The sequence below is a fragment of the Streptomyces marokkonensis genome, assembly GCF_039539045.1.
Taxonomy (GTDB): domain Bacteria; phylum Actinomycetota; class Actinomycetes; order Streptomycetales; family Streptomycetaceae; genus Streptomyces; species Streptomyces marokkonensis.
In genome coordinates this window covers 35,608-49,711 of sequence record NZ_BAABCQ010000012.1, presented here as the reverse complement: position 1 = coordinate 49,711, position 14,104 = coordinate 35,608, and the positions used below count along the sequence as shown (strand labels likewise).

Genomic DNA, 14,104 nt, shown 5'->3' with positions numbered 1-14,104 from the left:
TTGGCGAACACAATCCCCGATGCGGGAACCGCGGTCACAGAAGCCGAAAGGCGTGTACGTACGTGCTCTCCAACGATTCGAAACCCGTCGCCCGTAAAGGCGTGGCAGCCTTCCTCCTCATTTCCTTCGCCGGAACCTGGCTGTGGCTGCTTTTCGCCCGATCGATCCTCGGACTGTCCCCGTTGAACCCGCTCCTGCAGCTTCCCGGCTTCTGTATGCCCGGCATCGCCGCAGTGGCCGTCCGCCGCTGGATCACGAAGGAGGGATTCGCCGACGCAGGCCTGAAACTCCACCTCAAGGCTGCCTGGCGCTACTACGCCGTGGCCTGGCTGGGGCCGCCGCTCATCGCTGCGGTCACCCTCGCTCTCGCCGCGCTGGTGGGCCTGTGGGAACCGGACCTGTCCGGCCCGGGCGGGATACCGGGAACGAGAGAACTGGCATCAGTTCTCGGCCTCATGGTTGTGGCCCTGATCCTTACTCCCCTCTACGCGGGCGAGGAATTCGGCTGGACCAGCTATCTCAGGCCGCGCATTTTCGGCGGCCGTACGGTGCCGTCTGCCATGGCCACGGGCCTCATCTGGGCGGTGTGGCACTTTCCACTGGCCTTCATCGGCTACGTCGAATTCACGAACGTGGTGGTCGGCCTGGCCGTGTGGACACTTTCCTTTCAGCTCCAAGAAGTCATGCTCATGTGGCTGTACCAGCGCAGCGGCAGCGTCTGGACCGCGAGCCTGGCCCACGCGGGGAACAACATGGTTCTCTTCCTGATCCTCGGTGACATGCTGGACGAGAAGGAAGGGCTGGGCGCAGCCACCCCCATGGTGCTGTCCCTCGTCCCGATGGCTGCCATCTGCCTGTGGATCGTGGGCAGCCGAAGGCTGACACGCGAGCGCCGGGTTCCGGACCCGTTGCTCGCACGGCACGGCGGCGGAACGGACTGAGGACAGCCGCGGACGCGCACCACCGGTGGTCGCCGCCCCCCTCGGATCGCAACCCGAGGGCGTGGCGGCGCATCCTTCGACGCGGCCTTCCGTGCCGTTGGTCTCCTTGTGAATGCGCCTTGGTCGCGTGCTACGTTGCAAGACTTTGTCGCGATCGGAAGGAATGCCATGGACGTCCCCACCCTCCACAGCCGGTTCCTCGTCGACGTGCTTCCCCGGATCCGGCAGGACACACGAGTGACCGGTGTTGCCCTCGCGGGGTCGATCGCGGGTGGACACTCCGACATCTACTCCGATGTCGACCTGATCGTGGTCATCGACGACGACGCGTTCGACTCGGTCATGAAGGAGCGTCTCACGCTGATCGGTTCATGGGCCGCGCTCGTGGCCGGATTCACCGGGGAACACGTCGGCGAACCACGCCTGATCATCACACTCATCGGGCCGCCCCTCCTCCATGTCGACTTCAAGTTCGTGCGGACCTCCGACTTCGCCGAGCGCATTGAGGACCGGGAGATCCTGTGGGACAGAGACGGCGGCCTGGGCGACTCGCTCGCGGAGCATCCACCGACGACGCCGGCGCCCGACCTCCAGTGGATCGAGGACCGATTCTGGGTCTGGGTGCATTACGGTGCGACGAAACTCGGCCGCGGCGAACTGTTCGAGTTCATCGGCTTTCTCGGCTACCTGCGCGAGGCCGTGCTGGGGCCCCTGGCCGCCGCCCGGGTGGGTGCGACACCCCGCGGCGTGCGCCACCTCGAATCCGTCGCACCCGACGAGACGCGCGACCTTCGGGCGACCCTGTGCGGCTACGACCGGCAAGACGCCGGTCAGGCACTCCTCGCGTGCGTCAAGCTCTACCGGCGGTGGCTGAACGACACAGGAGCGGTGATCGAACGCCGTCGGCACGCCGAAGGACTCGCCGTGCAGTACCTGCACGACGTCATCGGCCGGGCGAGCTGACCGCGCCCCCTCGGCGCACCGATCGGCGTCCCGCGACTGCCTCCGGTTCCGCGGTGACGGCGCCGCCCCTGCCTACCGACTCCCCATGGTGCGAGCCGAGGAGGCGCCTTCGGCGGTACGTCGTCACTCCTCGATCGGCATGGGGGCCGGTTCGGCCTCCTCCATGCGGCGGTCGGTCCAGTACTCCTCCACCTCGCGCTGGTCGTCCTGGACCTCGGAGGCCGATGTACCGCCCCCGGGCGCGGGCGGAGACGCGGGAGACTCGGACGTGTCCTGACGGAGCGCGACGACGGTGGCCACGGCCGCGGCGACGCCTGCGGTGACGACGAGGGCGCATGCGGTGAGGACGAGGGCGCGGATGATGCCGACGCGCTTCATGGGCGACCTCCGTGGCGAGTGGGGAGCCGTACGCGAACTACGGGAACGGCGCTCACCCGGCCACGCTACTGGTTGTGCGGCGGGGTGAACACCACTCCTCGGACGGCAGGTGCCGGAGCCCCGGCCGTCGGACATCGGCTTGACGCCGTCGCCGAAGCAGGGTCCCGGCCCGGGACGTCCCTCTCACGGGGTGGCCCCGGCGGCCGGGCAGGCGTCGACGGGGCCCAGGGCGGCGATGTCCGCCAGAGGCACCGTCACCTCGCCCGTGTCCGTCTTGAGTACCAGCCCGCCGTCGGTGACCCGCAGGGACTGACCGCAGTGGGCGGCCGAGGAGGTCCGTACGAGCAGCCGCGGCCCCTCCTGGGCCGGGCCGTACCAGGTGATCGCGACCGCTCCCACCAGCGCCGCACCACAGACCAGGGTGAGGAGCACGCCCAGCCGCAGCGCCCGCACGGCACGCAGCGTCTCCACGTGCTCGCCCGCCCGGAGCCGGGCGGCGGCGGCCGCGGTGTCCGAGGCGAGGGAGACCATGCCGGGCGCGCCGTGGGCCGCGCGCAGCAGCAGGAGGGCGCCGGCCGTGCCGCACACCAGGGAGAGCAGGAGTGTCCCACCGACCAACGCGCCGTAGGGCGCGGCGAGTTTGCTGACGTCGGTGCGTCCTTTGATCAGGCCGAATCCGAGCAGTCCGACGAAGAGGCCGGCCAGTCCGTGCCGCCAGGCGTACGCGGCCTCCCGGACGCGGGGCAGTTCGGCGGCCAGCAGGTCCAGGGCACGGCGGGCCGCCTCTCGGTCCGCGGGCGCCGCCGGGGGCCCGGGAACGACGCGCCGGCCGGCCGTCACGTCTGCTCCAGCCGTACGTTCCAGTAGGCGCCGCAGCCGGTCTCGTCGTCCGGCCGGCCGGGGTGCGCGGTCTCGCAGGTGCAGATGACCGGGATGCCCTCCGCGCGGTGCGACGGTCGCCGGTACGCGCGACGGACGTGGAGGTAGGTGCACGCGCACCCGCACCGAGGGCACCGCCCGCTGAGCACCACCGTCTCCTGGTTGACGGGGACGACGTCCAGGGCCTCGGTGTACGTCGCCGCGTAGTCGGCCCGCGTCGTCTCCCGGTACGCGACGGGCTCCTGGCCGGCGCCCGCCGCGGCACCGGTCGCGGCCGAACCCGACCGGGCCGGAAGGGACGTGCCGGTGCCCGTGTGCGCGTCCGTGTCCGTCATGTGTGCCTCCTCGCACCACCACATGCCTGTAGGCCGCCCGTTGGCCCGGCGCCCCGTCCAGGACACCACGGGGCACGCCGCGTCGGCGGGCCGCGGCCGGTAAACGCCCGGTCGGGACGGAGAGTGGTCGGTTGCCGGGCGGGAAGCGGTCGATCTCCGGTCGGCCGACGGGTGTCTCTCGTCAACCGGCCGTGCCGGAACGCGTCGACGGGCATGATGAGTACGGGAGGGAGAGCTGGATGGACGACGCCCCGCACCACGCCTCGCACGACGCTCCGCACCACGCTCACGCCGCGCAGCACTCGGACGACTCACCGGCCGGGTCTCCGGCCGGCGTCTCCGCACGTGCCGACTCCGTCCTGGCCGGTACGGCGGACTGCGTGGTCCCCTTCCGAGCCGGGGAGCACAGCGGTCCGAGCGGCCCGGAGCTGGACGCCCGCATCGACGAGGTCGCCCTGCTCGTCGACGAGTCGGGCGAAGCGTCCGGTCAGGAGACGCTCCGAGCCCGGCTCAGGGCGCGGCTCGGCGCACTGGTCGCCACGCGGTTCGTCCTCGGGCAGCGGCCCGAGGACCGCCTCCGGGCCCGCGAACTGCTCCAGGAGGCACGCGAGTCCGAGCTGCTCGACGCGGCGGGCCGGAGCACCGCGCGCCGCGATCTCGTCGCCCTGCTGGGGTCACGGCTGGTGCGACTGGACGCGACGGTGCGTGAGACGGGGTTCAACACCACGGACGGCCTCCGCCTGGGCGACATCCGCATGGCCATGGAGATCGGCAGGCCCGAGAAACAGGGCGGCTCCGGCATCCCGGAGGACTCCCACCTGCTGTCCCAACTCCTGTTGGCGAACGAGTCGGTGAATCTGAGTCCCGAACAGCGCGAACATCTCCTCCTCATCGACACCGCCACGGAGGCGATGCAGCGCAACGACATGCCCGGTGTGTTGGCCTCGGCGGAGCAGCTGATGCGGTCCGGCCGGTACGAGGGCTCCTTCCTGCCCCGGATCCTGAACTCCGTGATGCCCACCCTGCGGTCGGTGTTGCCGGACGAGTCCCCGGCGGACGGGGGCGAGCAGGCCACGGGCCCGCAGGGCGGCCTGGACGCCGTGTGGGAGATCCTGGCCCTGACCGAGGTGCAGGAACCCGGAACACTGGATCCCGTGGAACTGCCCAAGCTCATCGACGCCCTGACGGGCCGCGAGGACGCCGGGCCGGGTGGTCCCACACTGTCCGCCCGGATGATCGCGGCCATGTCCCACTTCTCCCAGGCCACCCGTACCGGCGACATGACGGGCATGAATGCCGGGCTGAGACTTGTGCACGAGGCTTTCGTGGCCGAGGAGTTCGACGAGGGCCAGCTCGCCGACTGGCTGCCGGGTGTCATGGCCGGCATGCTCGCCGGGGCTTCCATGACAGGAGGCAGCCTCCAGGACGAGGACCTGGCCGACGCCATCCTGCGCGACCTCGAGCGGGCCGACGCCCCCGCGGGCGGCCGGCTGGCGATGAGCCTGCGCGCCTCCGGCCGGATCACCCGGCTACAGATCGCCCTGACCCGGGCGTTGGACAGCGGTGACGGCGACGCCGTCGAGTCCGTGCTGCTCGACCTCCAGGAAATGGAGGACTCGCTCGCCGGGGCCGAGGAATGGGTGACGGTGGGGTACTCGTTCCTGCTGGGCTCGGCGTATCTGGCGATGGCGCTGCGCAGCAGGACGACGCAGGACGTCCGCACGGCCGTGCACCACTTCGAGCAGGTCATGGAAGAGTCGGTGGAGACCCTCGCCATCCGGAAACTGCTGGACGCCACGTGGGCACCTCTGCTGGCGCTCACCGCGCAGTTGGACAAGGACCCCAGCCGTCTCGCCGCGGGGATCGAGCGTACCCGGTCCGCTCTCGAGGGCCCGGGAGTGACCTTCGACTTCGAGGCCCGCGTACGGAGGGTGCTCGCCCTCGCCCTGGGGACGCTGCACGAGCTCACGGGCGACCCGGCCGCCCTGGACGAGGCCGTGGCGGAGCTGCGGCTGGCCCGGTCGGCGCTGCGGCCGGACGCCCCGGGCAACGCCTCCGTGCACGGGGCGCTGGCAAAGACACTGGCCGACCGGGCGGGCGCCCGGCCCGGCACTCCCGAGGCCACCGAGGACCTGCGTGCCGCCGTGGACGCCGCACGGGACGCGCTGCGGGCCACGGCGGACGACGTGCTGCTTCAGGCGGGGGTGCGCCACGGCCTGCGGATGGCCCGGCAGGGCGCCGACCGGGGATGTACTGCGGCCCTGTGGGCGCTGCGGATCGGGGACCCGGAGGAGGCGGTCGGCTGTCTGGAGGCCGGCCGCTCGCTGGTGCTCCGGGCCGCCGCGGTGTCCTCGGGCGTCGCCGACCGGCTGACCGCGCTGGGCGCGCCGGAACTCGCGGAACGCTGGCGCACCACCGCGCCGGCGGGAGAGATACCGGCCGCCGACGGGGTGGCCCGCTCCGCGCTCGACGAGCTGCTGTCCGGTTCGTCCGGCGGGCCCGCGCTCCCGGGCGCCGTGCGGCGAGAGTCACTGGCCCTGCTGCGCGGCCGGGAGTGGCCGGCCGCCGAACCGTCGGCCGAGACGGTGGCCGCCCTGCGCGCCGGTCTGGCCCGGTCCGGGGCCGACGCCCTGGTCCATCTGCTGCCGGGCTCCGGGGCCGAGGACGGCGCGCTGCTCCTCGTCACCCCGGACGGGCCGGTCGGCGTGGTCCGGTCGCCCGAGCTGTCCGTGGCCGGCCGGGCCCCGGTGAGGGACTTCCTGGCGACCGGGGCGGCCCGGCAGCGTCTGGAGTCGGCCGACGGCGAGGTGTCGCCCCAGGAACTCGACCGGGCGGACCGGGCATGGGCGTCGGCGCTCACCGCGCTGTGCGACTGGGCCGGTGGCGTCGTCGGCCCGGTCCTGGACCACCTCTGCCTGTGGGGACGGGCCCTGCGCGAATCCGGACTCGCCCGTCACCCTGGGGGCTTCGCGGGCCCGCACTCCGCCGCCGCGGAAGACGCGCCCGAGCCCGCCGTACGGCTGGTGCTGGTGCCCTGCGGCGAACTGGGCGTGGTGCCGTGGCAAGCGGCCCTGCTGCGACCGCCCCTCGGGGCCGGCGGCCCGGATTCGGTGCGGCTGTGCGAAATCGCGGTGGTCTCGCACGCGGCCTCGGGGCGTGAGTTCCTCCGCGCGTCGGCACGGCGGCGCATGCGCCCGGCCGAGCGGCCCGCCCTGGTCTTCCACGGGCACGACCTGATGTGGGCGGAGGAGGAGGTCGAGGTCCTCCAGGAGCGGTACTACCCCGGTGCCGGGCAGTTCACCGAGTCGTACGGCACCACTCCCACTCCGGAGACGGTACTGGGGCTGCTCGGCGCGCGGGACGCCGCTCCCGCCTCGCTGGTGCACCTCGCCTGCCACGGGCTGGCCGGGCCGGACCCGACCACCTCCACGCTGCGGCTGGCCCCGCCTCCGGCGACCGCGGCGGGCGGCGCCGTCAGCGCCGACCTCACCCTCAGCACCCTGCTGGACACCCCGTCCGGAGACGCCTCACCGAGAACGCAGGGCCCGCTGGTGGTGTGCAGTGCGTGCGAGACGGACCTCACCACCCGCGACCACGACGAGGCCCTGACGGTGACCTCGGTCCTGGTCCACCGACTCGCGGCCGACGCCATCGGCTCCCGGTGGCAAGTCCCCGACGGCAGCTCGGAGATCCTCATGCTGGTCCTGCACGACCGGCTCGCAGCGGGGCTCGCGCCGCCGGACGCACTGCGGGCAGCGCAGCGCTGGATGATCACCCCGCCGGATCTGCGCCCCGCGGTGGCCGGGCTGACGGACGTCTCCGGCTACCGGCTCCGCCAGGATTTCCGCGACCGGCCCGAGACCTGGGCCGCCTTCGTCCACCAGGGCAATCCAGCCCCGGCCGCACCGCCCGAGACCGCCCAGGGGGGAACCCGGTGAATCCGACCGACCTGCTCCTGTCACTGAAGGAGAACGCCCGCCTGCTGTCGGGCGAACTCGACGAGGAGGACCGGCAGAAGGTCGTCTCGGCGCTGCGCCTGCTGCACGACGAGGCCGTCGCCGGCCGGGCGCCGGGCGCGGCCCGCGCGCTGCGCCGCCTGATGCGCGCGCTGGCCGTGCTCCCGCCCGGCCATCCCGTCGCGCGACATCTCGACGGACGGCGGTACGCGTCCGAGGCCCCCGGCGTCCCGTCCGCCGCGCTCGTGGCGGACCTGATCGTTCTTTTGGGCCAAGCACCGGACGGGCCGGAGGAGTTGCGCCGCTCTGCCCGCGCGCGGCTGCTCGCCGCCCCGGCCCTGTCGCCGCGGGAGCACGCGGGCCTGCTGGCCCGGGTGCCGGACGGCGCACCGGAGCCACCCGGGGTGATCCGCCTCAACGACCCGGGGATCGGGCCGCGTTATCCACGTTTCCAGTTCAGGCCCGGCACGGCCGAGCCGCTGCCGGTCGTACGGCGGATCAACGAGCTGCTGCGGGCCGACCGGGACCCCTGGGGTGCCGCCGACTGGTGGCTGGGCGGCAACGCGTGGCTGCGCGGGGTCCCGGCGGATCTGCTCGGCACCCTCCCGGACGAGGACCTGGTGGCGGCCGCCGCCGAACTCGTGGTGGGTGACTGATGGGCGGGCAGATTCCGCCCGACGGCGTACCGATGGAGCCGGTGTTCACCGGGCTCGCGGCGGGAACCCTGCTCTGGCGCTGTCACGAGGCCCAGTACGGCGTGGGTCAGTACAACCGGCGCACGGCGCACGAGTACTTCAAGGGAAGCCGGTTCGACCCCACGGACAAGGACCCGTACCCGTACCTGTACGCCGCGCTCGATCCGGTGACGGCGCTCGCGGAGGTGCTGCTGAGGTCGGTGGAGTTCGACGACCGGGCGGCCGTCCGGCAGGTGCCGTGGGCGCAGGCGTCCCGGTACCTGCTCTCGGCGGTCCGTACGGTCTCGGACGTGACGATGGTCGACCTCACCAGCGCGGAGGGCCTGGCGGCGGTGTGGCAGGACGACTGGCTGGTGACGAGCATGGAGTACGCGCAGACCCGGTACTGGGTGCGGCTGATACGTGAGCACAGCCCGGAGGCGCAGGGACTGTGCTGGACGTCCAAGCGCTGCATGCCGCGGCGAGCCCTGCAGTTGTTCGGCGACCGGTGTCCCGAGGCGCTTGTCGCGTCCCGGCCGGAGGAGTGCTACCGCCTGGACTCCCCCGCCGGCCTGGCAGAGGTCAACCGGCTGCTGGGCCCGCTGCGGGCGGTGGTCTCCCAGCCGGAGTTCTGAGCGGTCCGCTCAGCTCCCGGCCCCGACGACGGCCCCCGGGGTACCGCGGCGCACCCGAGGTGTGCCGCGGTCAGTTCTGACCGGCGGTCGGCAGCATCGGCCAGTTCGCGTCCAGCTTCATGGCCGCCTCCGTCATCGCAGGATCGCCGGATCCCTCGATCAGGCCGTCCAGATAGTTGGAGGCCGCCGCGTCGTAGAGCGCGTGCACGGCGCGGATCCGGTGCTCCGTCGCCTGCCGGCGGTCCTCCCTGCGGGCCTCGGCCGTGTTCTGCGTGGCCCGTGCCCGTTCCGTCGCCGCGACGCTCTCCTCTCGGCGCCGCAGGAGTGCGTCGCGGTCTTCCAGTGCCGAACGGTAGGCGTCGAGGAAGGGGTGTTCGCGGAAGAGCCCCAGGAGGAAGCCGATCCCGCCGGACAGCAGCAGGAGTGCACAGAACATCGCGGTGACCGTCTGGGGCGCCAGATCCAGGCGGTCGAGCAGGGTGGAGGTCGGCCCGGTGTCCGCGCCGACGAAGCCCTCGGCCTCCGGCGGCAGTTCGGTCTCGCCCTCACCCTGCGTCACGAACTTGGCGCGCAGGACGCCGAACAGGACGGTCAGTGCCACCCATACCCCGAGCAGGGTGAGGGACGGCAGCCAAAGGGCGCGGACGGCTCCGGTCGTGGCCCGCCAGCGCAGCATGCGGCCGGCCAGGTGGGGCAGCAGGACCATGACGAACGCGGCGGCCGCGGCCAGCGTGATGGTCTGGGTGTCGGCGTTGACGCTGCCCACCCCGTGGAACGGCTGGAACGCCGCCCAGTAGATGGGTGCTTCCACCAGCACGAGCGCCAGAAGCGTCGCCCACGTCATCCAGCCGTGCAGCCCGGGCCGTTTGGCCAGTCCCTCCCACGCGTCGGCGGTGACGTCCCCGACCGCGGTCCGCTCCCCGAGGTGCGGCGCCCGCCCCGGTGTCGGGCCGCCGCCACCGTCACCGTCACCGTCGGCGGACCGGGGGGCCTCACCTGTGCTGGGCACCGGCTGGAGGAGGTCCGGTTCCTCTTCGGAACGGGCCTGCCGCGCCTGCTCGGGGACGACCGCCGGCGTTTCAGGAGGCCGGTCGTCGCCGGCGCGGCGGGGTGACGGTACGGCGGGGAAGGTCTTCTTCACCCACCGGTCCTCCAGCCGGCGACGGATGCGGTCGCGGAAGCCGTTCCAGTGGTTGGTGCGCCGGGCGAGGGCGTCCAGTTGCTGCTTGGTGGTGGCGATCTGCTCCTCGGCCTCGCGCAGGCGGTGGTCGATCAGCCTGGTGTCCGTCGTCCACTTGGTGACCGCGGACTCCGCGGCGGCGTCCTGCCTCTTCGCCTCGTCCTCGGTGTCCGCGGCCTGTTTACTGATCCCCTGGATCGCGCAGTCACGTTGTGAGGCGAGTGTCCCGAAGTAGAGAGGGCGCCCGCCCCGCAGCACCCAGGGGTCGAACACCTTCCGCTTGGCCGCCTTGTGGCCCATGGCTCTGGCGGTCCGCAGCAGTCGCCGCTCGGCCCGGTCGTTGAGGACGGCGGACCCGGCGGACCTCGGTACGGGCGCGCGGCCGCGTCCGCGGACACCGCTCTGCGTGTCCGCCCTGCGGGGTGCCGGCGGGCTCAGCCGACCGCGCCGCCGGCGGCGCGGCTCACTGGTATTCGTTGTGGACATCGGCCTTCGCCCTCTCTTCCAGGACCTCCATCCAGAACGTCTCGAACCCCTCGAACTCACTGGCCCGGTCCCCGTACTTCATGCCGAAGCCGACGGGGTAGACGTCCATGCCGTTGATGGCGGGCAGGCCGCGTTCCTTGACGAGGGAGGAGATGGCCTTGTCGCGCCCCGCCTCGGTGGTGAGGTCGGCGTCGCCGATCGAGAACTCGGGGTCGGACTGCTCGAAGTCGCTCACCACGAGCAGCTTGGCCTTCGGACCGTCCGAGGGCATCACGGAGGCGATGCGGTCCAGCGCGCCCCACACGTCGGAGCCCGGGCGCTCCTTCATGGCGCACTCCAGTTCCTTGAGCGCCTGCCCGGCGGCGCCGGCGCGGGCCTTGCTCCGCTGGCTTTCCTGGTCCGTCGTCTCGTCGTGCGGCGGGTCGAGGTCGACCCGGTCCACCTTGCACGAGGAGATCTGGGAGGTGTACGTGATGGGGGCGAAGTCGACGGTGCCGCACTTCTGTTCCTCGAGGAACGGGAGCAGTTCGTCCTTCAGCTTCGCCTCCGCGTCGAAGCCGTTCTTCGTCGCGGCCGCCGAGCCGGAACCGTCGACGACCACTCCGCAGGGTGTGGTGAGCGCCTCCGACTGCGAGGTGCAGGAGGCCAGGGCGGCGACCAGGGCCGCCGCCGGTATCAGGGCGAGTGGCCGACCCCTGCGGGGCGGCCGGGGCCGCACAAGTGCTGAGGAGTGCACGGTGACCTTCCTTGTGGAGGGGGAGCTCATCCCCCGTTGCCTGTTCCGCGCGGCGCGCCTGTCCCGGTGGCCTGCGTGTCGAGGATGGCCAGGGCCTGCGCGATCGCCGCCGGGTCGCCGCCCGTCCGGGGTGCCCCGGGTCCGTACCAGCGGTCGGGCAGCAGGCCGTCGTCGATCCGGTGCCAGGTGGTGTCCAGTTCGATCCGGCCCGGCAGCCAGCCGGTCGGGCGCCGCTCCGGGATCTCGGACGAGCGTCGGGCGCGTGTCCAGACGGCGTCCCAGTAGCAGGTCAGCAGGTGGTTCGCCTCGTCGACCAGGCCCTGGGCACGGGACCGGCAGACGGCCGCCGAGTTGCGCCAGTTGCCGACCGATCTGCCGTAGCCGGCGAGGGCGGCGGGCGCCGGTTCGCCGCGCTCCGTGTACTGGTTGACGACCCGGACGGACTCCGCCTGGATCTTCGCGCTCAGTGCGCGGTTGCCGAGCAGCATGCGCGAGCGCAACCGGGTGGTACTGCGCAGCACCTGCGCCCGCACGCCCAGCACGTAGGGCGGCAGGCCGTCCGTGGAGGGGTGCCGCCCCTCTCCGATCTCCGTCAGCACGTCCAGGAGTCCCGGTGCGTCGCGTCGGCCGTGGGCGCGGGCGACGGACGCCGAGACGATGCCGATTCCCAGTCTTCGGGCGGTTCCGCCCGTGCGGCCGGAATTGATCATTTGAGCTACCCCCATTCCCGTGCGATCTCCGTGGAGATCGTGGCGCGGTGACGGAGAGAGTAGCGGAAACAATCTCCTCCGGAGAGGCGAAATCAGAGGGGGAACAAACCATTCCGGCGGCCCTCCGAAAAACAACCGGATTCCGCCCGGCATCCGGCCGGACAGAGGCGGGAACGCGATTGCGGGCCGGATCCGGAGCCCGACATACTCGCGGTCAGCACCCGGAGGAGGAGCGGTCATGGACGTCCGGATCGGCGGGACCCACTTCCCCCTGGAGACACTGGGGCCGGGCAGGCGTCTCGGTGTCTGGTTCCAGGGCTGCTCGCTGGCGTGCGCGGGCTGCATGTCCCGGCACACATGGAATGCCCGAGGGGGGACGCGCGTATCCGTTCCCGCGCTGCTGGAGTTGTGGGGGGAGGCGTTGGAAAAGGGTGCGGAGGGGCTCACGGTCAGTGGCGGTGAGCCCCTCCAGCAGCCGGACGCGCTGGCCGGGTTGCTGGCCGGCGCGGCCGGTCTGCGGGACGAGGCGGCGGGTCTGCGGGACGGGGCGGAGGGTCTGCGGGACGGGGCGGAGGGCGCCTCGACCGCCGGGGGAACCGACGGGGCCGACCTGCTGGTGTACACGGGCTACGAGCCGGAGGAGCTGACGGAAGGCCAGAAGGCGGCACTCCGGCATACCGACGCGGTGATCACCGGTCGTTTCCGGGTTGCCGAGCCGACGGGCCTGGTGTGGCGGGGCTCCGCCAACCAGCGCATCCGGCCGCGCACCCCCCGGGGCGTCGCCCGCTACGCGCCGCACCAGGAGCGGGAGAGCACGGGTGCTCGCCTCCAGGCGGTGGTCGACACCGGGGCCGCCGTGGGTCTGCGGCTCTACGGGGTGCCGTTGCGCGGCGAACTGGCCCAGCTGGAACGGCGGTCGAAGGAGGCGGGGGTGTCGCTCAGCGATCCGAGCTGGCGGCCCTGAGGACGTCGGCGTGGTCCGGTCGGCGCGTCACAAGACGCACCGACCAGGTGGTGTCCTCGCGCAGTTCGCGCCGGACGGCCCACAGCAGCCAGCGGGCGGCGATCAGGGCGGGCAGGCCGCCGCGCCCGGCGCCGATCAGGGGGAAGCAGATGGTGGACAGGGGCAGGGAGAGGGCCGCGCGCTCCGTGCGGGCGAGGGCGAACGAGGCCTGCACGGCCTCGGCCAGTGCGGCGGGTGCGACGTGGTAGCGGTCACCGTCTTCCACGGGGGTGGAGACGGCGGCGTGGTGGATGCGTCGTACGCCGTGCGCGGCGAGAGCGCCGGGAGAGGTGGCGACCACGGTGCCGGGCCGCACCGGCAGGCCGGCCCGGCCGTGGCTGCGGAGCCAGGTGCCCAACTCGCGCGGCAGGACGTCGTCGACGATCTCTCCTGCGGTGTTCCGGGTGGCGGCGGCCCTGCGCAGCGCGCCGGAGACGGTCGGACGGAAGATCTTGGACATCTCGAGGTAGACGTTCTCCGAGGAGACCAGGATGTCCGCGTCCCGTACCAGTTCTATCGGGCAGACCCGGATGTCGATCCGGGCGGCCACGTGTGCGGGCACCGGGGCGGCGGACGGCGGATCGGCGAGCAGGAGGGAAGCGGGTGTCGCGGGTGCGGTCCGCGACGCGGTGTCGCCCGCCGTGACGTGACGGCCCTCGCCGTTCGGGAGGCCCTGACCGTTCGGACCACGGCCGCTCGGGCCACCGCCGTTCGCGCCGCTCTGGCCGTTCGGGCCCGGCCTCGCCGTGGCTTCACGTGTCAATGCCAGCGCTGCGGTGGCCAGTTCGGCGAACACCTCGAGCTCGTAGCTGCGCCGGAACCGTTCGGTACTCACTCCATAGACGGCCGCCGCGGCCTTCCGCCGGTCGGCCGCGGGGACCCCGCGCCGGTCGGCGAACAGCCCGAAGGTGTGCGCGGCGGCGCGGGCCAGCGGATCACAGCCCGGTCCGTCGTGCAGCGGGCCACCGCCCGTGAGGCGGCGCACGGCAGCTGCCAGCAGCCGTTCGATGCCCTCCAGTTCGTCGTCCTCCCCGCCGCACAGCCCGGCCGCGAGAGCGGTGTCCCGCAGCGCTTCCCGGGCGCAGTGCCGGAGCCTGGGCAGTCCGGGCCGCCTGAGGGCCCTGAGTTCCTCGACGAGGCTGTGGTGCGGGGGAAGGGAGCGCATGCGGTGCATGGTAATCCGGGAGAGACGAGAAGAGACCGGTCAGGAGTGCGCCCCCTGTATGCG

At 72.7% G+C, this 14,104-nt stretch carries 13 protein-coding genes; 6 read left to right on the top strand and 7 right to left on the bottom strand.

Going from position 1 to position 14,104, the window contains the following annotated elements:
• The first annotated feature begins 62 nt into the window (after window positions 1-62).
• Together ABEA26_RS04840 and ABEA26_RS04835 are read left to right on the top strand one after the other, a co-directional pair.
• Window positions 63-941 carry a CPBP family intramembrane glutamic endopeptidase gene (locus ABEA26_RS04840; protein WP_345589528.1) on the top strand — a complete coding sequence of 293 codons (879 nt, stop codon included), beginning with the start codon at window positions 63-65 and terminating at the stop codon, window positions 939-941.
• A gap of 168 nt (window positions 942-1,109) precedes the next feature.
• Window positions 1,110-1,904 (top strand): nucleotidyltransferase domain-containing protein, encoded by a 795-nt coding sequence (locus ABEA26_RS04835; RefSeq protein WP_345589526.1) that lies wholly within the window; start codon window positions 1,110-1,112, stop codon window positions 1,902-1,904.
• A 123-nt stretch (window positions 1,905-2,027) separates the two neighbouring features.
• Here the strand turns inward: ABEA26_RS04835 and ABEA26_RS04830 are convergent, their stop codons facing one another.
• From ABEA26_RS04830 to ABEA26_RS04820, 3 genes are all read right to left on the bottom strand, one after another.
• The gene (locus ABEA26_RS04830) at window positions 2,028-2,282 is read right to left on the bottom strand and encodes a hypothetical protein (protein WP_345589525.1); all 255 of its coding nucleotides are present in this window, start codon (window positions 2,280-2,282) and stop codon (window positions 2,028-2,030) included.
• Window positions 2,283-2,465: 183 nt separating this feature from the next.
• Window positions 2,466-3,122 carry a hypothetical protein gene (locus ABEA26_RS04825; protein ID WP_345589523.1) on the bottom strand — a complete coding sequence of 219 codons (657 nt, stop codon included), beginning with the start codon at window positions 3,120-3,122 and terminating at the stop codon, window positions 2,466-2,468.
• Window positions 3,119-3,496: a hypothetical protein gene (locus ABEA26_RS04820; RefSeq protein WP_345589521.1), complete on the bottom strand. Its 378-nt coding sequence runs from the start codon at window positions 3,494-3,496 to the stop codon at window positions 3,119-3,121. The genes ABEA26_RS04825 and ABEA26_RS04820 overlap by 4 nt, the downstream gene beginning before the upstream one ends.
• A 239-nt stretch (window positions 3,497-3,735) precedes the next feature.
• Between ABEA26_RS04820 and ABEA26_RS04815 the strand changes: the two genes are divergently transcribed.
• From ABEA26_RS04815 to ABEA26_RS04805, 3 genes are read left to right on the top strand one after another with little or no spacing between them, the layout of a single operon-like run.
• Entirely contained in the window at window positions 3,736-7,434 is a 3,699-nt protein-coding gene (locus ABEA26_RS04815; protein ID WP_345589520.1) for a CHAT domain-containing protein, read from the top strand.
• Entirely contained in the window at window positions 7,431-8,108 is a 678-nt protein-coding gene (locus tag ABEA26_RS04810; RefSeq protein WP_345589518.1) for a hypothetical protein, read from the top strand. Before ABEA26_RS04815 ends, ABEA26_RS04810 begins: the two co-directional genes overlap by 4 nt.
• On the top strand, window positions 8,108-8,761 hold the full coding sequence (locus tag ABEA26_RS04805) for an RES family NAD+ phosphorylase (RefSeq protein WP_345589516.1): 654 nt from the start codon (window positions 8,108-8,110) through the stop codon (window positions 8,759-8,761). The genes ABEA26_RS04810 and ABEA26_RS04805 overlap by 1 nt, the downstream gene beginning before the upstream one ends.
• Window positions 8,762-8,831: 70 nt before the next feature.
• On the opposite strand, the gene ABEA26_RS04800 is transcribed toward ABEA26_RS04805, so the two are convergent.
• From ABEA26_RS04800 to ABEA26_RS04790, 3 genes are read right to left on the bottom strand one after another with little or no spacing between them, the layout of a single operon-like run.
• A complete protein-coding gene (locus ABEA26_RS04800) occupies window positions 8,832-10,427 on the bottom strand; it encodes a hypothetical protein (protein ID WP_345589514.1) in 1,596 nt (531 codons plus the stop codon).
• Window positions 10,405-11,163, bottom strand: coding sequence for a hypothetical protein (locus tag ABEA26_RS04795; RefSeq protein ID WP_345589513.1), 759 nt, complete (start codon window positions 11,161-11,163; stop codon window positions 10,405-10,407). Before ABEA26_RS04795 ends, ABEA26_RS04800 begins: the two co-directional genes overlap by 23 nt.
• Window positions 11,164-11,189: 26 nt before the next feature.
• A complete protein-coding gene (locus tag ABEA26_RS04790) occupies window positions 11,190-11,873 on the bottom strand; it encodes a hypothetical protein (RefSeq protein WP_345589512.1) in 684 nt (227 codons plus the stop codon).
• 238 nt (window positions 11,874-12,111) lie between these two features.
• Here ABEA26_RS04790 and ABEA26_RS04785 point away from each other — a divergent pair, with 238 nt between their 5' ends.
• The gene (locus ABEA26_RS04785) at window positions 12,112-12,837 is read left to right on the top strand and encodes a 4Fe-4S single cluster domain-containing protein (protein ID WP_345589511.1); all 726 of its coding nucleotides are present in this window, start codon (window positions 12,112-12,114) and stop codon (window positions 12,835-12,837) included.
• Here the strand turns inward: ABEA26_RS04785 and ABEA26_RS04780 are convergent.
• Complete coding sequence (locus ABEA26_RS04780; protein ID WP_345589509.1) at window positions 12,812-14,041, bottom strand: macro domain-containing protein; 1,230 nt, start codon at window positions 14,039-14,041, stop codon at window positions 12,812-12,814. The genes ABEA26_RS04785 and ABEA26_RS04780 overlap by 26 nt on opposite strands.
• Window positions 14,042-14,104 lie beyond the last annotated feature (63 nt).